This window comes from Vibrio sp. (assembly GCF_038138445.1).
Lineage (GTDB): Bacteria > Pseudomonadota > Gammaproteobacteria > Enterobacterales > Vibrionaceae > Vibrio.
The window spans coordinates 1-21655 of record NZ_JAYQDQ010000069.1; the positions used below are offsets into that span (position 1 = coordinate 1).

A 21655-nucleotide genomic window follows, 5' to 3' on the forward strand; every position below is an offset into this window, starting at 1 on the left:
ACAATACCGAATTTAAAAGGAAATGATTAGATGGGGTTTACCGCCAGCTTACATAGTTTCTATATCCGAAAGAGAAGTAACCGCAATAATACTAGTTTCAGCTACTGCGTGTGTACTCCCTGTACGTATGGCCTTAATGAGTTGTAAACCATTTATATGGGGCATGTTTATATCGGTTACAACAAGGTCGATATGATTGTGCTCAATCTTTTCTATCGCTGTTTGTCCATCCGGTGCACTTAATATATTTTCGTAACCACTTTTGAAAAGCATGCCTATTAGCGCTTTTCGAGACAAGTTGTTATCTTCAACGACTAGTATCGTGAATTTGTCTGGTTCGAATTTTGCCATACATTTCCCCTTTGCCTTTCAGTCGATACTACCCAACTGTCCTATGAATAATATTAGCAGAGCAAAATCCGAACCATTTTGAAGATTAATTTATAAGAAAGTATTTGCTTATAGGTTTGTAATGGAAGAAGTTTGCTTTTTACTATTATAATCAGAGTATTACGTATAAATATGAGACTCGACTAATGAAAGCAAACAATGAATGATCTCTGCGCATGTTGCATTCAATATTTGAAGACCTGTCTATTTTGATTCTCAATTTGACAAAGTTGAATATTGAGCAGAGTCATTTTGCAGAAAGTAACGATTATTAGCTAGCTATATTCAAGTTAAGCCTCAAGTCGAGCGAGAGCTTAGACAACTTGTGCTTTAAAATCTGTTGAGTCTTTTTAATATCCGCGATCGCAAGCTGTTTGTCGTTTGAATGGATGTTCACGCTTATCCTAAGTTCTCGTCCTACTTTTGTTACTGCGTCGAGTTCTATATGTTGCACAGATTGTTTGTCTAAAGCGCAAACCTCTTTATCAACTACCTCAAGAATCTCAGTGCTGGGGGACATCATGAGCATTTCTCGAATGGCTTCTTTTAGCATATCAGCGGGTACTTTGATGAAATAAAATGACATTAGGATCATCATGACAGGATCAGCATAAACAGAATATTCCTCAAAGGGTGATAGTGTCATTGCCCAGGCAAAGATGAAACCAAATGTCACCGCTACGCTGAGCAATGTGTCCATTTGCCACTGTTTAGCTTCTGCTGTGATTAGGCCAGAAGAAAAGCGTTTCGATTTTTGAGCTATATACCACCATGCGTACCCACACCCTAATACGTTAACGATTCCAAACAGGGTTGCAATGGAAGCGTCAACTTCTCGACCGCCAGTAAAAAGAGCGATAACAGCAGAATATAATGAACAGCTAACTATGATGAGAATAACACTACCTTTAATCGCAATTACAACTGGCTCCAGTACCGCTTTCCCGAATGGAAAATGGTGGCGGGATGGGTTTTGAATATACTTTGAAACCGCGAGCGACAATAAAGTTAGCACCAAACTGACGGAAGAATAAACGCCATCAAAGACGATCACTAAAGAGCCAACGAGTAACCCGAGAATTAGCCCACCTACGGCAAACCCTGACGCTAAAAGCGCTGAAAAAATCAGAATGCATTTTTCGTTCAGGCTTGTTTTTGCACACATAGAGTGATCTCGGTTATTTTTACTCTCTTATTTTTCGTACTAAAGCCCGATTTTACAAATGTTATTTGTATTAATAATAACCAGTTTTTGTTGTGTTACTTTTTTTATTATATAATTCAAAGACATAATTTAAATTCTTAGTGTCAATATTTTTGGCTGTGAGTGTCGTAGTGGCTTATAATTATATCAATATGACTCACAAAGCAGTAGCGGTGAAGTCTTATCCTCATTACGAGAAGGTGATGATTAGAAATCAAATAAGTACTCGTTAAGCCTATCAGCCAGCCATGACATGCCCGGATGCTCAGTCATACCAGCAGCCGTAAACATGCAGTAATCTTCTTGGGTTAATCCGTAGGTATGTTTGATAACCGCCAGTTTTTGCTGACGAAGATAATGGCGGATAAGCGGCTCTGGCAGCACGCCCCATGCATCTTCGGTTAAGATGGTGCTCAATATGTTATCAAAGCTTGAAAAGCCTATATGACGCAGTGAAAAAGGCTGAAGTTCGGGGTTATCTTTCTCATTGAGATAGACCATGACCGCTTGCATTGCATGGCGTAATTGCTCGTCTGATACACGCCGCATCTTACTGAGCTGGTGATCAGCTTTACATACTGACATCAGGCGAATCTTTCCTAATGGGTGATAGCTAATCAAAGGGTCATCAACTCTCTCGTAGTCGACACCAAATGCAAAATCGACCTGTTGAGTAGCGACTAAATTTGTAAGGTCTCCACTTGAAGCCAGCACAATATTAAAGGAGGTAGCAGGAAACATATTATTGAGTTTGTGTGAGAATTCTTGCCACATTTCATCAGGGAGTGAATCATCCCTTGCTATCCATACTTCAGCGTTAAATTCTCCTGAGACTTGAGCACAGGTTTGTCGAATCCGCGATAGAGTAGCTAGTAGGCTCTGACAATCTTTATAAATTGCCTTGCCAGCTTCAGATAAAGTGAGATGATTACCAGTTCGATTAAATAGCTCAATTTGGAGCTCTTTCTCTAATGCTTTTATAGACATACTTAGCTTGGTACGATTGCAATTTAGCTGCCTAGCGGCTCCTGAAACTGAACCCGTGTCAGCTATGGTACAAAAAGCTTCAATTTGAGATTGGTTCATCTTGATTCGCTATTTCTCTGGTGAGTATGCATATATATGTTACAAGGATACACAAATCTTACGTGTTTTATGAAGCTAAAAGCTATGAATTTAATGTAATTTTGGTAATCTTGTTCAGCGCCAAATTGAATGAAGTTACAGGGAGATCATGATGGCTAATAGCTGGGACGATTACGCAGTAGATTGGGATAGTGAACCTTCTGCATTATTGTATGCAGATAAAGCCTTTGAATCTCTTCAACAAGTTGTTGATATTCAGAACTTAAAAGTTCTGGACTTTGGGTGTGGCACTGGCTTATTAAGTCAAAAGCTATCTCCAGTTGTTAAGGATATTGTTGCACTGGATAGTTCTGAAGCAATGATTGAACAACTTGATGGTAAGCAGCTTCATAACGTAGAACCTGTTGTTGACAGTTTAACTCGGGGTTTGGTCGCAATGCACCCTGCATTTCGTCATCAATTTGATTTAGTTGTCGCGTCATCAGTATGCAGTTTCTTGCCAAATTATTCAGATGTAGCTGATATTGTCTTCAGCTTGTTGGATAGAGGGAAATATTTCGTCCACTGGGATTGGTTTTCTGAGCAGGGTGAAGCAGGAGCAATGACACCGACACATGTCTTGCAAGTTCTGAGTAGTGTTGGTTTTGATGAAGTTGAAGTAACCACGCCGTTTAGTATCGATACGCCGAGTGGTAAATTAACGGTATTAATGGCCATTGCAAGAAAATAAATCTGATTGAATAGATTAGAGCCCGAGTTGCTGGACTCGGGCTCCTATAACTTATGTGGCCGTTTGGATGGAGTATTGAGCAATCTCTTCAAGTACTTGAGGATTAGCAATTGCTCCTTTGTTTTTAACTTCTTTTCCGTGCAGTATTTGCTTTACGGCCAGCTCAACAAGTTTTCCAGACTTGGTTTTTGGGATATCGCTGATAGCGTATACTTCAGCAGGAACATGTCTAGGTGAGCATTTAGTCTTAAGTTGCAACTTGATGTTTGCAATAAGCTCTTCATCAAGATTGGCGTTATCATTTAGCTGAACGAATAATACTACTTTCTCATCACCATCCACCACTCGGCCGACAGCTATAGAGTCTTTTACTTTTGGAAGTTGGTTTACTTGTTGATAGATCTCTGCCGTTCCTATTCTTACGCCGCCAGGGTTGAGCGTAGCGTCACTCCTGCCATAAAATATCATGCCACCGCTGGTTGTTTTCTCAACATCATCACCATGATGCCAGGCGTTTGGATATTTGTCCCAATAGGCGTGATGATAACGCTCACCATTATCTTTCCAAAACCCTATTGGTTGATTGGGAAAGCTGTTTAAGCAAACCAATTCACCACGCTGTTCAATGATGGTTTGGCCTTGGTCGTTAAATACTTGCACATTAAGACCAAGAGCGGGAGCCTGACACTCTCCTCGAAAAACGGGTGAAATAGGATTCCCTATCACAAAGCAGCCACATATATCGGTACCACCAGAAATAGAAGCTAAATGTAGATCCGTTTTTATCTGCTTGTATACGTAATCAAATTGACTCGGGTAGAGCACAGAGCCTGTCGAGCATAAGGTTTTAAGGTGGGGTAATTTATGCTGTTTAATAGGTGAATATTTAGCCTTTTCTAATGCCTCTAAATATTTGGCCGACGTTCCAAAAAGAGAAACATTATACTTTTCAGCTATATCCCAAAGAACACTTTCTGATGGGTGCATCGGGCTGCCATCAAATATGACCAAGGTTGCGCCACTAGCTAACGCTGAAACATGCCAATTCCACATCATCCAGCCACAGGTGGTGTAATAAAATACTCGTTCGCGCGGCTGTACATCGCAATGCAGTTGATGTTCTTTTAGATGGTTTAATGTCGTTCCTCCAACTGAGTGAACAATACACTTTGGTTTCCCTGTTGTTCCCGAAGAGTAGAGAATGAAAAGCGGTTCGTTAAACCCTATACGCTGATACTCAATAGGCTGTGCAATGAAGTTGGAAACTACAGATTCCCAGTCAATGACTTTATCATTTTCGACATAGCTAGGATTGGTTTCTTTTAGATAGTTGATACAGCACACATGTTGGATACTGGTTATATTGTCGGCAATCTGGCTATTTTTATCTGCCATATGAAAGAATTTACCATTGAAGCTATAGCCATTACAGCAAAACAACACTTTTGGCTGCACTTGACCAAAACGTTCTTGGACACTTTCGACACCAAAGTCTGGAGAAGTTGAGGTCCAAATAGCACCAAGACTGGTTGCAGCAAGCATAGCGATAACCGTTTCGGGCATGTGAGGTAAGTAACCTGCGACCACATCACCAGAGCTGACTCCACATTGTTTTAGCCATTGTTGTACAAGCGACACTTTGTCACACAGTTGTTGCCAAGTGATTTCAACTTCCTCACCACGTTCGTTAGTGAATAATATGGCGATGCCGCTGGGTTCCTTAAATGCGTAGGCAAGTAGGTTTTCAGCGTAGTTAATTCTAGCTTGGGGGAACCATATGGTGTCACGGCTTGGTAACAGTTTTTGCCATTTAGATACGCCTTCGCCATAAATACAGTCACCTTTGAAGCCAATGATATCGCTGAACTGCCATAGGTTAGCCCAAAACTGATTTGGATTTTCTATCGACCACTGATGCAACTCAGAGTACGACTCCAAAGCTTCACCTTGCATATTGATATGCTTTATAAACTGGTACAGATTGGATGATTCTATGCGTTTATTAGTGGGCTCCCACATAGGGGCTGGCGTGGCGATATCTTGAATTGACATGACTTCCTCGTCTCAAGTAGTTTCCTTTTAAGCATGGCTAAGTCTTGTGCTAAAACTGGTTAATGTCAAACAAACAGCAAAGGATCATATGACTGATAATTAAGAAGAAAGTGTAGATTTGTAAAGAAAATGTTACATTCTTATGAGTGGAGGATCCGTTAGCACTGATTGTCACCGATTTAGTCAGACGATAGGCTTTATGTAAAGGACTTGTTAAAGAGCGTTGCCATGAGTAATTACGTTTCTAAACCTATTAATAATCAAGGGCTTGTGGATTGGAGCCGAGAAGAAGATCAGATTTGGCATGACTTAATTTCACGCCAGCTATCGCTAGTGAATAATCGCGCTTGTAAGGAGTATTTGCGTGGGCTAGAACTGTTAGACCTACCTGTCGACAGAGTACCTCAACTGACTGAAATTAACCATGTTTTGCAGAAAGAAACAGGATGGAAAGTTGAGCCTGTTCCAGCGCTGATTAACTTTGATCGTTTTTTTGCGCTACTCGCAGACAAAAAGTTCCCTGTAGCAACATTTTTGCGTTCAAGAGAAGAGTTTGATTATCTACAAGAGCCTGACTTCTTTCACGAAATATTTGGTCATTGCGCTATGTTGACCAACCCAGAGTTTGCTCGTTTTACTCAAACCTATGGTCAGTTGGGTCGCGATGCGGACAGCAAAGAGCGGGTTTATCTTGCTAGGCTCTACTGGTTTACTGTTGAGTTTGGTTTGGTGAAGGAAGGTGAGGACGTTAAGATCTATGGTGGAGGAATTCTATCTTCACCCGGAGAAACAATATACGCGCTAGATGACAAGAGGCCGATCAGAGAAAAATTTGATATTCATACTGTGCTACGTACACCTTATCGTATTGACATTATGCAGCCAGCATACTTCTTTCTGAATAACATTGAACAGCTATATCAACTCAGCCAAGAAGACTTGATGTCTCATGTCCATAGGGCTATGAAGGCTGGATTACTTCCCCCACTATTTGAACCAAAGGAAAAACAACATGCTTAATGAATTGCGCTGCGAGGCTTGTAGCCCTGAGTCGATCGCTTTGACACAAGAAGAACAAAGACTTTTGCTAACGGAGCTGGATAACTGGCAAATTATCATCCGTGATGATATTCCTCAGTTGGAAAAGGTATATAAATTCAAAAATTTTCAGCTAGCGTGGGATTTTTCAAATAATATTGCACAGCTTGCAGAAGATGAATTCCACCATCCAGCGATTCTTTTGGAGTGGGGTAAAGTGACAGTTACGTGGTGGAGCCATGCCATAAAAGGGCTGCATCGTAACGATTTTATTTGTGCTGCTAAATGTGACAGCCTAAGTTAATTTTAAGCGGCCTGAAGCGACACTTCCCCCAGTACTTCAGGCCTTTTTTATTGCGATTTATCCAGTTGGTTTTTCGTGTTAAAGATTGCGTGCAATGGCCATTTGCTCATCGCGGCATATTTGAAGCCAGTATTTTAGCGTTTGCTGTAGCATTTTTACTTGGTCACCGATTCGGTTAATTTCTTTTAGTTCTTCATCGGTGAGAGGCCGAGCAGGTAGATTTTTGGACAGTTCTGCGAAGTAATCTACCGTGACGCCTTCTGAAGACCAGAAATTCATACCATAGCCGTTACCAGTGTCTTCTGATGGGTCGTAGTGATAGTTCCACATATCAAGATTTTCATCAATGTATGTAATAGTGTTTTTACCATATTTTTCTGTCATAAAGGCATCAATATCAGACAGGCTACCAGTAAGAAACATATTATATTCTTCAGTGGTGAGTTCTATAGACTCATCAGCTAGTACACTAGAGAGTAATGCCATACGCATTACAGGCGATACCTCTCCAACACCGTTATTCCAGTTGTTGTTCCACTCTACTGCGTTGCCCCAATTATCCTCGAATTGTTTTACTAAGGCCTCTGGACAACCAGATTCATTTTTCATAGATTGAGTAATGGTATGAGCTAAGCTGCCCTCGGGAGCTTGGTCATAAATGGTATTAAACAGTCCAGTAAGGTCACGAACAAACTCATCTTGATCATAGCCTTCATGAGAACCATGCATGCCTGAGCCACCACACTCCATAAAACGTTGAAGGGTCTTTTGTTCACTCGGTGTTAAGTTGTAGTCATCGGCATGGATTAACACGTCCATAAGAACAAGTTGAAAAGCGTCTTCTAAGGCGTATCCCGTTAATGGTGATGTTTGGGATATATCTTCCCACATGACTTTCATGGCATCTTCAAATGCACCTAGGCCCTTAGTTTGTTGTTCTATTGCTTCAAGTTGTGCACTGTATGCTTCGATACTTGCAGCGAGTGCTAATACAATCGCATCCTCGGGATTACTACTCACCATAGACTGAACAACTTGTTTTTGGTGGGCAGCAACCGTTGCCAGTACTTCGGAATCTGCTGGTCCTTTGTTGAGTTGTGCGATAGCTGGGTCGATTTTCTCTAGATCTTTCTCGGCTTTACTTATCGTTGCAAGACAGGCTTCAACATTCTCTGGAGCTACCTGCGGAGTTTTATGTTCTATGCTGCCTATGAGCGCGTTAGTAATATTGTTGGTTATCATTCCAAAATTCCTAAAGTAGTAAGGTAGAGTATGGCTGCTTGTTGTGATTATAAAGAGGTCTTCTAAGTAGTTAGACGGATTTAACCTGAGTTTTTATGAATCTATGAATGACTTGAATATTAAACTGTTGGTTTGCGAGTTATAGATGTTGATATTTGATGGTTTGACAAAAAATTCAACGCCTTTGACGATCTGTTAGGCTAGATAGAGGATCAGAAAAGAAAATCCTTACCCTCTATCAAAGATTTAATTATTAGATGTTACGAGCGATGGCCATTTGCTCATCACGACATATTTGTAACCAGTATTTAAGAGTCTGTTGCAGCATTTTAACCTGATCGCCGATTCGGTTTATTTCTTCGAGTTCTTCGTCTGTAAGTTCTCTCCCTGGAAATGTGTCCAGAACTTCAATGAGATCGTCTGGGTAGATTCCAGCGCTTTCGGTAAAGTCAGGATAACGATCGGTTTCTACATGGTCGCCAGCACCACTACCAGAAGCGCCAGGGCTTGGAGCCCATCCATCAATATCCATTAAGTAGAGGCCCAGTTCGCCATCAGAGATTCCCAATAACTCTTCGAAATCACTGACATCACCCATTATTAATCGGTCCCATTGTTCTGCTGTAATGGTTCCTTTGTCTGCTGCGTCAGCAAGAATGATTATTTTTAATGTTGGGCTCAGTCTTTCACAATCTTCAGAACTTAGTTCATCTGAGCCGTTGATAAAACCATTGGGATCTGTCCAATAATTATCAGCACATTCTTCTAGCCCTTGTTGATTCGTAGGGTCATTGTAAAATGTTAGAATTTGGCCAGTCAGAGAATCAGCTGGGATTTCGTTCCCAACCAATGGAGTTAAGGAGGTAACTAGTGTATTCAAAAACCAATCAATAATTTCTTCTGGCGGATGATTATCATACTGGCCATATGGTGCATGCAAACCGCTTCCAAAGTGTTCTGTAATTTGTGCCAGATAGACTTCGTAGTCGTTGCCAAGCAAGGCAGTAAGGTCTAACCCCCACTCATCAGAATGCATAAGTAAATCTATCACTAATAGCTGCATAAGGTCTTCATATTCGGTGCCATCAACACCGTCTGCGAGGATAGACTGGTATATCATATCTAACATTGGTTCTAGAACAGCACTTCCGCCCTCAGTCCATGCTTGTATGTCTTCTAATTGCTTACTGTAAGCTTCGATACTTGCAGCAAGAGTTAATGCAATCGCATCCTCGGGATTACTACTCACCATAGACTGAACAACTTGTTTTTGGTGGGCTGCGACCATTGCCAGTACTTCGGAATCTGCTGGTCCTTTGTTGAGTTATGCGATAGCAGGGTCGATTTTCTCTAGATCTTTCTCGGCTTTGCTTATCGTTGCAAGGTACGCTTCGATGTTCTCAGGGGCTACTTGTGGAGCCTTTTGTTCAATGCTACCCAGAAGCGCATTAGTAATATTGTTAGTTATCATTCCAAAGTCCAAATTTTACAGAAAAGTGTTTATGGGGGAATGTGAGTGATTATAAAGGGTGCGAACTAATGTTGGGCGGATATAATCTGAGTTGTTGTGATTGTATGTGTGGTGAGGAAATCTAAGTGTCTTTTTTCAGTATTTTTCCTATTGTCTTTTCTTGGTTTGTTTTTAAATTATTGATTTTTAATATTTAAATTCAGGTTATTAGTACTTGATAGCTTTTAACGTTTTAACTTCTGTTTCATAAAGCTCAATAAGAAGTTTATATTTATTAAGCAAATTTTTTATATCTGTAAGGATATTTTGATTGAGCTGCATATAGCGTTGACTTGAAGAACTGTTGATAGCTAAGCCAGCTTGGTTACAGTGATCATATATACTGGACCAATTAGCGTAGGCTACCTTGACGAGATCGGATTGCTTGTTTATTTGCTTAGCTTCGCCTTGGAGCATAGCGACGATGTGCTCAGATGCACTGATCCGCTGCTGAATCTGCTTTTGCTCCGATTTACTACTTGATTGAAGTAAAGAGACAAGTTCCTCTCTACTATATTTTTTATGTAAGAGCGTTTTTTGTCGATGTTGCCTTAAAAAGTCATTGAAGTTTATGGCTTTTTTATTGTACCAAGACTCGATCTCTTGTTGCAAAGTGAGCGCTTTGTTCCAAGTCGTTTCAACACAGTGACTAGCTGTGCTTTTCATTGGTAAAGTGAACACTAAGGCTGCCGCTATAGTGAGATATAGCCCGTGAAATGTCATATTAGCTATAGTATTGGTGAAATATAATTTTAAGTATAGAAAAGACGCCGAACCTATATGAAAAAGATATTAATGTTTGTTGTATTACTCCTTGGTCTAGCCTGCGCGGGTGGAGGGTACTACATATTCTATTTTAAGCCGCAACAAGATGCCGAAGCAGCAGCGGAGAGAGAGAGAAACAAAAAGCCTTCAAAGCCTATAATTGGAAAACAAAAAGAGCATCGGCACCCCAAGAAAGAGGTGACGGATTACTATGTAAGTCCTCCTAAATTGGGTGTGAGAGAAGCCCCGCGTTATGATGCTTTTGTAGAAAGCGTGGTTTATCGTGGAGAAAAACTGCATATTTTGGAGAAAAAAAATGGCTGGGGCCGTATCTCTCGTTACTATGTTTATGAAGAAGGGGGGGAAGAAATCGCGGAGTGGGTTCCTATGGAAGCCCTGCTTGAAATTGCTCCGACCATCACAAAAGAAGAAAGAGTAAAAACCGTAAGTAGCTATGTTGAAAAGTCAGATGATTTTAAAGAGCATTTTGAAATGTTCGTGAAAATGACGGATCAATTGCTTAAAGAAAAGACATGTACTCCGGAGGACTTTGAAGAAACTAATGGATGGGTTCGCTCATTGACTTTTAAATATCGGGATGTGTATTTTATCTATTGTGGAGGTATTAAGCAGGCCAATAAGATCTACCTCGATGTTCGTACTGGAGAGATTTTTTATCGATAGTTCAGGTGTTTTACTGATTGTTCTTCGCCTTAGTTGATGTTCCAATTGAGTACTAGAGACTTAAGTTCCCTAATTTTAGAATTTTTTATTTGTCCACAGTGTCACTAGGCATTAGGATGTAAAAGTTAATTTTTATTGGTGTTGTGAATGATTAAACGCTGTTTGGCATCGTTTTGTTGGATTGTATTGGTTGCCTTGGCATTGCCATCTCAGGCGATGTCCTATCTGGCAAAATCTACGGACTCACCACTGAGTCACGATACCAGCTATGATCGTACCAACACTCTATCTGTGACTAACAGGTCAATAGAAACTGAGATACCTAGCACTCCCATTTCGAAAACTGATGTAGATACAGATGCATTAGCCATTATGCAGTTCGTCCGTCTAAATTCGGATACTAGAGATGGGCATGATACTGAAGAAGACCTTCCCTATGATGGGGATAATTATAGTAAACCAACCAAACCATTCACGACTCACGATCTGTACTCTGAACATTTAATAGGGTATTGGGTTGGGTTTAACTCTCAATATCGAATTTCTGGCTGGAAAGAGTCTAATGCTTTGTATGTGGCTCTTAATGGCCACTTTTCATAGTCATTTCATTTAATCCTACAAGCAGTTCCTGATTTCGCGTTTCTATGTTTGAAGCATGACAAGCGCAATGCATTTTCGTAATTGATAGTGTTATTTATATCAAATGCATTATTTGGACTACACAACCTTGGATAGCCAAAGCATGAATTTGGCTCAGTAAAACTAGTTAAGATATAAATATGAAGAATAGTCAGCCGAACAAAAAGCAGTCTAGAGTGATAAACCGTTACTCGGGATGGAAATATGCGGTATTAATTGTAACAGTCATCATCCTGACATTGAGTGCAATACCTACGTGGTATGGAGAACAACCCTCCATTCAAGTGACAACGTCACAAGGAAGTGAAATTATAGATAAACCTCTGCAGCTGAATCGACTTTTTGAGCAAAACAACATTCATGTTAAAGAGATCCGTAAAGAGCAGGGGTCAACGACTGTCGTATTCAATAACGAGACAGACCAAACGCACGCGAGAGAAATGCTAAATACTGTACTTGGTAAGCAAGACTCTATTAGCTTTTCTTATGTTTCTGTCGCACCCAAATGGTTGAGTGAACTTGGCTTTAATCCAATAAAACTAGGCTTAGACTTACGAGGGGGTGTGCAATTTCTACTTAATGTTGATGTAGATAAAGCATTCGAAGAGCAGCGTAATACCATGATCGATGAAATCAGAGATATGCTACGTCAAGAGCACCTACGTGGAGTGAAATTGTCTCAGGTCGGTGTTGATGGGTTTGATCTTAAGACTAGCTCTAGTGATGCGTTGACGAAATCTGCAAACTTTATACGTCAAAACTATCCGGGTTGGGATGTTAAACGTCATTCTGGTTATTTGGCTGTGAAGCCAACAGCCCAGAATAAATCGGAGTTTCAATCGGTAACCATAAAGCAGAACTTAAAAATTATGCGTGATCGAATTGAAGAGTTGGGTATTACAGAAGCTATGGTTCAGCGCCAAGGCGAACATAGCATCCGTATTGAACTGCCCGGTGTTCAAGATCCATCGCAAGCCAAGAATGTGATTGGTGCTACTGCAACTCTTGCATTTCATGAAGCCAAATCAGGCTCAGATCCGTCCTCTTACGGAGATATTGTTTTAAAAGACAATAGTGGGCGTGATGTTGTTTTGTCGAAACGTCCCGTTCTTACTGGTGAGCATATCGTGAATGCTCGGGCGGGAATGGATAAGATGGGCTTTTCTGAAGTGAATATCTCTCTTGATCATGCTGGTGGTAAGATAATGAGTGACTTCTCTGGAAAGCACATTGGAAAACCAATGGCGACGGTTTATCGCGAGTATACAACCAATGCTAATGGCGAGACAGAAAGGACTGAGAAGGTCATTAGTGTTGCAACAATCCAGTCTCAACTAGGTAGTCAGTTTCGTATTACAGGAGCAGGTTCTCTGGATGAAGCACAAAATTTGGCTTTATTGCTGCGAGCAGGCTCATTAACTGCCCCGGTTACTATCGTAGAGGAACGCACTATAGGGGCCTCCCTTGGGGCTGAAAATATTGAGAATGGTTTTGCTGCGTTGGCTCTTGGAATGGCAATGACTTTGACTTTCATGGCGCTGTGGTATCGCCGCTTAGGTTGGGTTGCTAACGTGGCGTTGGTAGTTAATATGGTCAGCTTGTTAGGGCTTATTGCTTTACTTCCTGGTGCGGTTCTTACCTTACCCGGAATAGCGGGGCTGGTTTTGACAGTAGGCATGGCTGTAGACACTAATGTACTGATATTTGAGCGAATAAAAGACAAAATGGCAGAAGGTCGTACTTTTGCTCAGTCCATTGATCAAGGTTTTGATAGTGCGCTAAGTACCATACTTGATGCCAACATTACCACTATGATCACAGCTGTAGTTCTTTATTCAATCGGCAACGGCCCGATTCAAGGTTTTGCCTTGACGCTAGGTTTGGGTCTATTGACCAGTATGTTCACTGGTATTTTTGCTTCACGAGCGATCATAAATTTAGTATGGGGTCGTGATGGCCGCCGCAATGTAAAGGTGTAATCATGGTTCACTATCTTAAGAATAATATCCGTCGAATTCGTTATATTACCAGCTTCGTTTCAGTCGCCTTGATGGTTGTGTCTCTGGCTGCATTTGCAACCAAAGGCCTAAATATGGGGCTGGACTTTACTGGTGGTATGGTGACAGAAGTTCAAGTAGATAAAAATTTGGGTAGTAATGACTTACTCGATCACCTTAAGCCTACCTTAGGTGAATTTACATCAGTAACACATTCAGACCAAGAGGGGCGTTGGATTATTCGTTATCCAGTACCGGATGAAGGTGTGGAATCTCCAGACATTGCGACTTTACTGGCTGGCGTCTCGCATAAAGTCGATGTAATTAGTAACAGCATGGTTGGTTCTCAAGTTGGTCAAGATTTGGTTGATCAAGGTGGTTTAGCACTACTCATTTCTATGATGTGTATTCTCGGCTACTTATGTTTTCGCTTTGAGTGGCGATTGGCTAGTGGTTCTTTACTCGCACTTATTCATGATGTGGTTTTGGTCTTAGGTTTTTTTGCATTCACTCAGATGGAGTTTAATTTAACTGTGTTTGCAGCTATCTTGGCTATTTTGGGCTATTCACTTAACGATTCGATCATCATTGCTGACCGAATTCGTGAGTTGTTAGTTGCAAAGCAGTCAACACCGATAGAAGACATTAATGATCAAGCGGTGCTAGCGACGTTTTCTCGAACCATGGTTACGTCAGGTACCACCTTACTTACCGTGACGGCTTTATGGATCATGGGGGGCAATGCACTTGAAGGGTTTGCCATTGCCATGTTTATTGGCATTCTTTCTGGCACTTGGTCATCAATTTCTATAGGAACTGTGTTACCAGAATGGCTGAAACTCGAGCCTAAGCACTACCTTCCAGCTGAAGTAGACAGCGCACCTTAACTTTGCGTTAAAGCCCCGTGAAGTATTTCATGGGGCTCATATTCCTACTGAGTGGTAGATTCGAGGAATTCGGTAAAACGCAGCCATGACTTTTTGTCAGCTTCTTCTCTATAGCGCTCGCTATTAAAAACAGTGAAAGCATGCGGAGCACCACTGTAAGTGATCATTTCATGGTCGATTTTTTCAGTCTCGAGTTCATTGGCCAAAGCCGCAAATTGCTCCATAGTTATCGCACTGTCTGCTGTACCGTGCAGCACCAATATTGGGGCGGAGGTATCTTTATATGATTGTCCCTTTGGTGTTTTCAGACCACCGTGAAAGGTGACAAAACCTTTCGCTTTCATTCCTGAACGTGCCGCTTCAAGCGTTGCAGCGCCGCCAAAGCAGTAACCCATCACAACAACATTATTCGAATCTGCACCAAGAGTTTCAGCATAATTCAAGCTGCCTAGCACTAATGATCTTAATTTCTCTCGATCTTTGTACAGCTCACCCGTATGTTGCTTTTTATCTTTCACTTCTGTAGGACGAACGCCTTTACCAAACAGATCTGCCGCAAAGACGTTATAACCCAATTCATTAAGCATTTTTGCTCTTTTTTTCTCGTAGTCAGTGAGCCCGTCCCAATCGTGGATGAGTAATACCAGCGGCGCCTTGTCGCTTGTTTTTGCCCAGTATCCCTCATATTCTTTACCATTTACATTGTAAATTTTATTCTCACCTGCCATCGCTGAGCTTGTAGATAAGAGAGCAGCTAAGATTAATAGTCGTGTCTTCATAAATCCCTCCATTCAACCAATGAAGTGTAGTTGTAATGGTATGGTCAGGAAACATTCAGTATTTTATGCATAAAGGAATATCGTACACGTCACATTCAGAGTGCTGGTGAAGTAGAGATTAAACCTTCTATTTTTTGGCTTACGGCCAAGCCTTTGGAAAAACGAATATTATAGCGAATAGCTAGAGAGCAAGTCGCTTTGAATATTGCGTCGAATTCCACTTTTCTTCCCTCGTCAAAATCTTCCTTCATACTAAAGTAACAGCCCTTATAGGAAGGGCTGTCCAGTATGGAAATGAGCCTAGTTATGTCAAATTCAGGGCGAGGTATGTTAAGTCTCTCAAAGAGACTCAAAAACTCATTTTCTATGCCAAGCATAAGCTCCCGACACTGTGAGTTTAGAGCCAAACCTTGCATATCTGAGTCGTATACAAATGATGCAGCATTTGCCGCAAAGCTTATCAGTAGCTTAGGAAGTCTAACGTGATAAGTACTTGGCAGCGGTGTTACTTCATCAAAGATATGTTTGAATACAGTCTGTAGGTGTTTGCTTGGCTTACCTTGATGAATTGCATATAGGCAGTCTTTTAGCTCGTTATGAAGAGTAACTACATATGGAGATGAAGCATAGGAGGCTTTTAGGTGGGTCGTTGCGCTTACGATACAGTTACTCGAATCTAAATACTCTGCCAGCTTTTCATCTTCCCCAATCCCATTTTGTAGTAATACAATGGTTTTATTTTTCAAACCTTGTAGTTGATGAAATGCTCTTTGGTTATGGTAGGTTTTTATGGTTAAGAAGACGATTTCACCGTTTATATCACTAATACTATGAGAAATAGTATTGGCTTGAGCGAATACAGGAACCTTACACTCTAGTCGCACTTTATCACTTCGGCTAGATGAACCAAGTATCCACTGGATTTGTACTGCGGGTAAGCTTGATAACCTTGCTGCCACGAATCCACCTAGACTTCCTAACCCTACAATACTGACTGTCGGCATAATTTTGTCTCTCAATGTCATTAGTGGTTGATGTGATTAATTGGTCGTTTGATTCTAACAGGTTGTAATTATTAATATAAAGCTCTAGTAGTCCAATTCAATTTATCGAATGGCTTGGTTCTACAAACTTCAATATACCAACAAATTTCAAATTAACAGTATGTTAACTCGAGCACTATTGAAACCTGTAGCGCAAGTGATAGCATTGCTGCCCATTTATACCACAATCCATGGAGTGAATAATGATGGTCCGTAATTTATGTGCTTTGGTATTGCTGTTAAGTTCTTTTTCGAGTTTAGCGGCTTGGAATGACGATAAGATGGACCCGAGGAATATTGAAGATAGCCTTGAGGTAATCAAAGAGTCGCAGCAAAAATCACAAGATAGTATGCACTACGTAAGAACTATTGATGGATCACAATATGTTCCAGAGCCTAAAAGCAGCCGAGATAAACCCGCATATAGCTACTTCAGTTTAGAGTCATACGACATTTATAGTAGTCAAGGCGGTAAACGTATGGTGCAAGCCACGATAACAAACCGTTCTGGCAGTGGTGTGTCACTTAAGCCAAGTCAAATAAAAGCTTATTTTGGCAATGAGCAATACGTATCACCTACACGGATTGTGCAGGATGGAAGCTTTGCGCAAGAAGAGACTAAATCAGTGACTTTGTATTTTGGTGAGTCGAGTGAATCTATTTTAGGGTTGCTGACTCGTTCTTATTAAAGTTTTGGTCCATTAAACCTTAGATGGCGGTTTGATTGGCGTGATTTATAGATGGGGCTAAAATACCCCATCTAAACTTTAATTTAAGCCAGTTTAACTAACTTCTCGACGAGTTTTTCTATACCACTTGCTGCTTCACTTATCGTTGAAGCTAACATATAAGCTGGTGTTGATAGAACTTTATGCTCTTCGTCAAAAACGATCTCATCAACAGGGCAGTTGATATGCTGACCGCCCAATGCGTTATATGCGGCAGCAGTGCCTTCATCGTTACCAATTGTAGCTTTGACACCATTATCGTAGATCATAGGAATAATGGTTGGAGCGATACATAAGTAACCCGCAGGTTTGTTCGCTTGTGCGAAATCGCGACAAGCGGCTTTGACATGGGTATTTATGCTACATTCAGCGCCATTAACGGCAAAGTCAGTAAGATTCTTAGCAGCGCCGAAACCTCCTGGGACGAGCAGTGCGTCAAAATCTTCAGCTTTTAGATTTGCCACGTCTTCAATATTGCCACGAGCGATTCGAGCCGCTTCAGTAAGGACATTGCGTTTTTCTGGCATTTCTTCGCCATTTAAGTGATTAATCACATGTAGCTGTTCAATATTGGGAGCAAAACAGTGCCAGCTAGCTCCTTGTTTTTCAAGTGCATGTAAGGCTAAAACTGATTCGTGAATTTCTGCACCATCGTAAACGCCGGAACCACTGAGAATTACTGCTACTTTTTTCATTATTGTCTCCTAAGTTTTTACTTGGATATAAACTGGCTTCAGACTACACGATTCAAATAAAATTGGAATTCGCTAAGGTATTTTTTATGCTTTTTTGATATTTTTTAATTCTTACTGAGTGTTATTGTTCTCAATCATTATGTGCTGTGCGTTTATTGGTCTTGATCACTTGACAAATATAGCTTGGTCCCAATAAGGGGTGTCGGGACAGAGCTTTTCCATCATGAAATCAATAAAAACACGGGCCTTTAGTGGTAGGTGCTTTCTTTCAGGGAAGACAACATACACCGCATGAGTAGGTAAGGAGTAGTTGGTCATGATGGGCTTTAAGTGTCCAGATGCAATATCTTTAGATATGAGAAATGTTGGCATTTGAGCTATACCGAGCCCATCAAGCAGCACTCTACGTATCGCTTCACTATTATTTATCACCAAATTGCCTTGTGGTAAGACACTAGATACTCCGGCAGAGCTCTTAAATTCCCAGTGCTGACCACCTTTGAAATAAGCATATCGTAAACAGTTGTGCTGGCTTAGATCTTTAGGTTTTTGTGGTTCTCCATACTGTTCAAGGTAATGTTTTGAAGCGCATAATATACTCCGGCATACCGTCAGTCTTTTGGCAACTAGATTTGATGCTGGTAAATGGCCAATTCTGATCCCTAGATCAAAACCTCCTTGAACCAAATCTACCATTTTGTCCTCAAGTTCCATATCGACTTCTAACTCGGGATGTTTGGTCATAAATTCGGTAAGAAAAGGTGTGATATGGTTTACACCGAATGACATGGGCACTGTTAGTTTTAATTTACCTCGTGGTTTGCCTTGTAGTTCAATAACGGTATTTATCCCTTGCTGAGCAAGCGCGAGAGATTGAGATGCATAGTCATAATATTGCTGACCTGCTTCAGTAAGACTTAGTTTTCTTGTAGTTCGATTAAGTAAACGACAGCCGAGTTCTTCTTCTAGCAGAGTAATACGCTTGCTTACCGCAGATTTGGTGATAAACAGTTTCTTCGCGGCTATTGAAAAGCTTCCGCTTTCTACCACAGCAACAAAAATAGGTATAGATGTGTATGAATGCATTAGTTGAATAAAAGTAAACAATGAGTTTCTTAATGCAAGTATTATCTTATATAAGAAAACAATCTACAATGCGCACTGAAGATCGAGGAGAATAAAATGAAGTACGATTGGATACTATTTGATGCCGATGAAACCCTGTTCCATTTCGATGCGTATAAAGGCATGCAACTTATGTTTTCACGTAAAGGCGTGGAGTTTACTCAAGCAGATTATAAACAATACCAAGAGGTTAACAAACCTCTATGGATAGCCTACCAGAATGGGACGATTGACGCCCGGGAACTTAAACATTCGCGATTTTTACACTGGGCTGAAAGACTTGGCACGACAACTTTGGAATTAAATAGTGCTTTTTTTAAACGCCATGGCAGACATTTGTACTTTATTACCGGGAGCACGAGACTTGATTGACTCTCTATCTGATCGAGCAAAGCTTGGGATCATTACAAATGGCTTTGAAGAGCTACAGGATGTTCGCCTTGAAAAAACAGGGTTGAAGAAGTTTTTTGAGCAAGTGATCATTTCAGAGCAAGTAGGGGTTGCCAAGCCAGATAAAAAGATCTTCGAATATGCGCTAGGAAAAATGAACAACCCTTGTAAAAGCAAGGTTTTAATGGTGGGTGACACGCTTCAGTCTGATATTGTAGGTGGTATCAATTTTGGTATCGAAACTTGTTGGTTAAATAGTCATAACGTTGAAATAGAGAAGGGAATTGAGCCCACCTATACAGTAACTTCATTATCTGAACTGCAAAAGATCCTTATTGCATAACATATTTTTGATCCTTAGTCTATAATTTTGAGTATAAAGTGTTGTAGTCAATTTATTAGGATGTAGCACTGTGTTAGGTGTAATAGTTAAGTGGGATGAAAAACACGGTTATGGATTGATATCGACGAGAAATTTGCCGGTACAAAAAGTTTTCTTCCACGTTAGAGATATGAGCACTGAAGAAGGGCCGCCTTATGTGTCAGAACAGGTTGAGTTCGATGTTCTGAGGGATATGAGTGGGTGTAAGATGGCGATGAACATCAGCCCTGTTATTTTAAAATTCACCGATTAAGTTTAGCGAGCACGTGTTTTTACATAGTGCTCGAGACTTTTATGTTCGGCGGTCTCAAACTTTTCGACTAGGACATTCAGTTCATTAATTCTATCAACCCTAAATTGTCGATAATCATCTCTGAGCTCACACCAAGCTACCAGAGTCCATGAGTGCGCCCAAAATATTAACCCTAAAGGTTGTACTTTTCGTATTGAGCTTTCCCCTGTTTCAACAATATAAGTTAACTGAACTTTGCATTGGTCATCTATTGCATGTCGTAATATTTTTCCAGATTTACTAGCGAACTTTTTTGCATGTACATCAGGGACACGCATCGGAAAATTTTCAACCTGCTTTTTAAGCTTATCAGACAGGACGGACATGATTTTGGTAGAAGCCGTCATAGAAGCTTCTGCAAGCTCTTTGTCGGACAAGCTTCGAACCATTCGCATTCCGAGTTCCAATGCTATCATTTCTTGCTGGGTGAACATTAATGGAGCCAGATGGGAGCCACGCTCTAGAACATAGCCGATACCGGGCTCTCCGGCTATTGGTACCCCTGAGTTAAGCAATGATTTGATATCACGGTATATGGTACGCTCGCTGACAGCCAAGGTTTTGGCCAGCTCACCGGCTGTTACCGCATAGCGCTTTGAGCGCAATAGAGTCAGTAGTGTAAGCAATCTTTCATGTTTGGCCATCATAGTCCTCTAGCGCAACGTGATTATATTTGCGAGCGATAAACTTTTTACTATTCTCCGAACTATCTATATGTTTCATCGATAAATATTGATTAGTAAGAGGGAGGAAATTAGCAAATCTAGATGCTTATATCAATAAATGTGAGCCAGATCCGGCGGATGACATTATTATGCAACTAGTATTTTATGGGTAAAGCTATTGCGTAAAAAATAGAGGTAATGACGCAAAATGCGTGGAACGGTTAGCGAATGGCATGATAGGGAAGGTTTTGGTTATATCTCGGTGGAGAACCAAGACGCTCGTATCAAGTTTCATCATAGTGACTTACGAACTTTTGGTAGAGTGCCAAGAGTGAGTGAACGTGTCCACTTTAAACTGGTTGATGATGCAAGAGGTGGCCTTAAAGCTGTTCATATTGAGAAGCAAATAGTATTCAAGTCGACATTAGCCATCGCGATCTGGTTTGCTACCGCATTAGTCGCGAGTGTCTTTGTTTTAAGTTACCCACCATTGCTGTTTTTTGTTTACCTTGGTTTTAGCACAATTGCCTATATGATTTATGCATTGGACAAGCACGCTGTTCGTTCTGGGGCCTGGCGAGTACCTTCAATTGTATTGTACTTTCTTAACTTGTTTGGAGGTTGGCCAGGTGCATTGCTTGCCCAATCACTTTTAAACTATCGACATATTGGACTGATATTTAATAGCTTTTTTTGGTTGACGCTGCTGATCAATTTTAGTGTGTTTTGTTGGACTTTAACAAATGAAGGTTCTGCCGCTATGATGAAGCTTATGATGTTGTTGCCGTTTATTTAGTGTTCGGACGATAATGTGAAGCAGATAAGCAGTTGTTTCTGATCATCTTGATACTAATTCAATGAGTCTTGGTAAGTTTAGCCCTACTGAATATTGAAAAGCCCTACGGTGTCAGTAGGGCTTACTTTAAGTCATGGGGGATATTTGATTACTCACTCGCACGGCGGCGCCATATGAATTACAGCCAATCCACCCAGTGACGTTTCACGGTACTTTTTATTCATATCTTTGC

23 protein-coding genes and 2 pseudogenes are annotated in these 21655 nt (G+C 40.8%); 11 read left to right on the plus strand and 14 right to left on the minus strand.

The features are described 5' to 3' along the window. Positions 1-48: 48 nt before the first annotated feature. The 3 genes from AAFM34_RS15640 to AAFM34_RS15650 form a co-directional block, all read right to left on the minus strand. On the minus strand, positions 49-351 hold the full coding sequence (locus AAFM34_RS15640) for a response regulator (protein ID WP_341664386.1): 303 nt from the start codon (positions 349-351) through the stop codon (positions 49-51). A gap of 310 nt (positions 352-661) precedes the next feature. Continuing rightward, positions 662-1555, minus strand: a complete 894-nt coding sequence (locus AAFM34_RS15645; RefSeq protein ID WP_341664389.1) for a cation diffusion facilitator family transporter — start codon at positions 1553-1555, stop codon at positions 662-664. A 246-nt stretch (positions 1556-1801) separates the two neighbouring features. Next, positions 1802-2680, minus strand: coding sequence for a LysR family transcriptional regulator (locus tag AAFM34_RS15650; RefSeq protein ID WP_341664391.1), 879 nt, complete (start codon positions 2678-2680; stop codon positions 1802-1804). 151 nt (positions 2681-2831) lie between these two features. Here AAFM34_RS15650 and AAFM34_RS15655 point away from each other — a divergent pair, with 151 nt between their 5' ends. Continuing rightward, a complete protein-coding gene (locus AAFM34_RS15655; RefSeq protein ID WP_341664425.1) occupies positions 2832-3410 on the plus strand; it encodes a methyltransferase domain-containing protein in 579 nt (192 codons plus the stop codon). A 51-nt stretch (positions 3411-3461) separates the two neighbouring features. Here AAFM34_RS15655 and AAFM34_RS15660 read toward each other — a convergent pair whose 3' ends face one another. Next, on the minus strand, positions 3462-5462 hold the full coding sequence (locus AAFM34_RS15660) for an acetoacetate--CoA ligase (RefSeq protein ID WP_341664393.1): 2001 nt from the start codon (positions 5460-5462) through the stop codon (positions 3462-3464). A gap of 228 nt (positions 5463-5690) precedes the next feature. Here AAFM34_RS15660 and phhA point away from each other — a divergent pair, with 228 nt between their 5' ends. Continuing rightward, positions 5691-6482, plus strand: a complete 792-nt coding sequence (phhA, locus tag AAFM34_RS15665) for a phenylalanine 4-monooxygenase (protein ID WP_341664395.1) — start codon at positions 5691-5693, stop codon at positions 6480-6482. Next, complete coding sequence (locus AAFM34_RS15670; RefSeq protein ID WP_114783627.1) at positions 6475-6804, plus strand: 4a-hydroxytetrahydrobiopterin dehydratase; 330 nt, start codon at positions 6475-6477, stop codon at positions 6802-6804. Before phhA ends, AAFM34_RS15670 begins: the two co-directional genes overlap by 8 nt. Positions 6805-6882: 78 nt before the next feature. Here AAFM34_RS15670 and AAFM34_RS15675 read toward each other — a convergent pair whose 3' ends face one another. The 4 genes from AAFM34_RS15675 to AAFM34_RS15690 all read right to left on the minus strand — a co-directional run bounded on the left by AAFM34_RS15675 (position 6883) and on the right by AAFM34_RS15690 (position 10222). Further along, the gene (locus AAFM34_RS15675) at positions 6883-8046 is read right to left on the minus strand and encodes a hypothetical protein (RefSeq protein WP_341664397.1); all 1164 of its coding nucleotides are present in this window, start codon (positions 8044-8046) and stop codon (positions 6883-6885) included. Positions 8047-8299: 253 nt separating this feature from the next. After that, positions 8300-9334: a molecular chaperone gene (locus tag AAFM34_RS15680; RefSeq protein ID WP_341664399.1), complete on the minus strand. Its 1035-nt coding sequence runs from the start codon at positions 9332-9334 to the stop codon at positions 8300-8302. 36 nt (positions 9335-9370) lie between these two features. Then, complete coding sequence (locus AAFM34_RS15685) at positions 9371-9517, minus strand: hypothetical protein (RefSeq protein ID WP_341664401.1); 147 nt, start codon at positions 9515-9517, stop codon at positions 9371-9373. 207 nt (positions 9518-9724) lie between these two features. After that, a complete protein-coding gene (locus AAFM34_RS15690; RefSeq protein WP_341664403.1) occupies positions 9725-10222 on the minus strand; it encodes a hypothetical protein in 498 nt (165 codons plus the stop codon). 114 nt (positions 10223-10336) lie between these two features. Here AAFM34_RS15690 and AAFM34_RS15695 point away from each other — a divergent pair, with 114 nt between their 5' ends. The 4 genes from AAFM34_RS15695 to secF all read left to right on the plus strand — a co-directional run bounded on the left by AAFM34_RS15695 (position 10337) and on the right by secF (position 14528). Then, positions 10337-11005 (plus strand): hypothetical protein, encoded by a 669-nt coding sequence (locus AAFM34_RS15695; protein WP_341664405.1) that lies wholly within the window; start codon positions 10337-10339, stop codon positions 11003-11005. 147 nt (positions 11006-11152) lie between these two features. Beyond that, positions 11153-11605: a hypothetical protein gene (locus tag AAFM34_RS15700; RefSeq protein ID WP_341664407.1), complete on the plus strand. Its 453-nt coding sequence runs from the start codon at positions 11153-11155 to the stop codon at positions 11603-11605. A gap of 179 nt (positions 11606-11784) precedes the next feature. Further along, the gene (gene secD / locus AAFM34_RS15705) at positions 11785-13623 is read left to right on the plus strand and encodes a protein translocase subunit SecD (protein ID WP_341664409.1); all 1839 of its coding nucleotides are present in this window, start codon (positions 11785-11787) and stop codon (positions 13621-13623) included. 2 nt (positions 13624-13625) lie between these two features. After that, complete coding sequence (secF, locus tag AAFM34_RS15710) at positions 13626-14528, plus strand: protein translocase subunit SecF (protein ID WP_341664411.1); 903 nt, start codon at positions 13626-13628, stop codon at positions 14526-14528. Between the two features lie 44 nt (positions 14529-14572). On the opposite strand, the gene AAFM34_RS15715 is transcribed toward secF, so the two are convergent. Next, positions 14573-15307, minus strand: coding sequence for a dienelactone hydrolase family protein (locus AAFM34_RS15715; RefSeq protein WP_341664413.1), 735 nt, complete (start codon positions 15305-15307; stop codon positions 14573-14575). 95 nt (positions 15308-15402) lie between these two features. Continuing rightward, a complete protein-coding gene (locus tag AAFM34_RS15720) occupies positions 15403-16311 on the minus strand; it encodes a 2-dehydropantoate 2-reductase N-terminal domain-containing protein (RefSeq protein ID WP_341664415.1) in 909 nt (302 codons plus the stop codon). A gap of 242 nt (positions 16312-16553) precedes the next feature. Here AAFM34_RS15720 and AAFM34_RS15725 point away from each other — a divergent pair, with 242 nt between their 5' ends. Beyond that, positions 16554-17039 (plus strand): hypothetical protein, encoded by a 486-nt coding sequence (locus tag AAFM34_RS15725; RefSeq protein ID WP_341664417.1) that lies wholly within the window; start codon positions 16554-16556, stop codon positions 17037-17039. A gap of 83 nt (positions 17040-17122) precedes the next feature. On the opposite strand, the gene elbB is transcribed toward AAFM34_RS15725, so the two are convergent. Both elbB and AAFM34_RS15735 read right to left on the minus strand, forming a co-directional pair. Continuing rightward, positions 17123-17773, minus strand: a complete 651-nt coding sequence (elbB, locus tag AAFM34_RS15730) for an isoprenoid biosynthesis glyoxalase ElbB (RefSeq protein WP_341664419.1) — start codon at positions 17771-17773, stop codon at positions 17123-17125. Between the two features lie 165 nt (positions 17774-17938). Continuing rightward, positions 17939-18859 (minus strand): LysR family transcriptional regulator, encoded by a 921-nt coding sequence (locus AAFM34_RS15735; RefSeq protein ID WP_341664427.1) that lies wholly within the window; start codon positions 18857-18859, stop codon positions 17939-17941. 96 nt (positions 18860-18955) lie between these two features. Here AAFM34_RS15735 and yjjG point away from each other — a divergent pair. Continuing rightward, positions 18956-19631 (plus strand): annotated as a pseudogene (gene yjjG, locus AAFM34_RS15740) (pyrimidine 5'-nucleotidase). A gap of 70 nt (positions 19632-19701) precedes the next feature. Next, a complete protein-coding gene (locus AAFM34_RS15745) occupies positions 19702-19923 on the plus strand; it encodes a cold shock domain-containing protein (protein WP_341664421.1) in 222 nt (73 codons plus the stop codon). Positions 19924-19925: 2 nt separating this feature from the next. Here the strand turns inward: AAFM34_RS15745 and AAFM34_RS15750 are convergent, their stop codons facing one another. Beyond that, positions 19926-20606: a YafY family protein gene (locus AAFM34_RS15750; RefSeq protein ID WP_341664429.1), complete on the minus strand. Its 681-nt coding sequence runs from the start codon at positions 20604-20606 to the stop codon at positions 19926-19928. 229 nt (positions 20607-20835) lie between these two features. On the opposite strand from AAFM34_RS15750, the gene AAFM34_RS15755 reads away from it, so the two are divergent. Further along, entirely contained in the window at positions 20836-21423 is a 588-nt protein-coding gene (locus tag AAFM34_RS15755) for a DUF1294 domain-containing protein (RefSeq protein ID WP_341664423.1), read from the plus strand. A gap of 152 nt (positions 21424-21575) precedes the next feature. Here the strand turns inward: AAFM34_RS15755 and AAFM34_RS15760 are convergent. Next, positions 21576-21655: pseudogene (locus AAFM34_RS15760) on the minus strand (serine dehydratase); the annotation flags it as partial.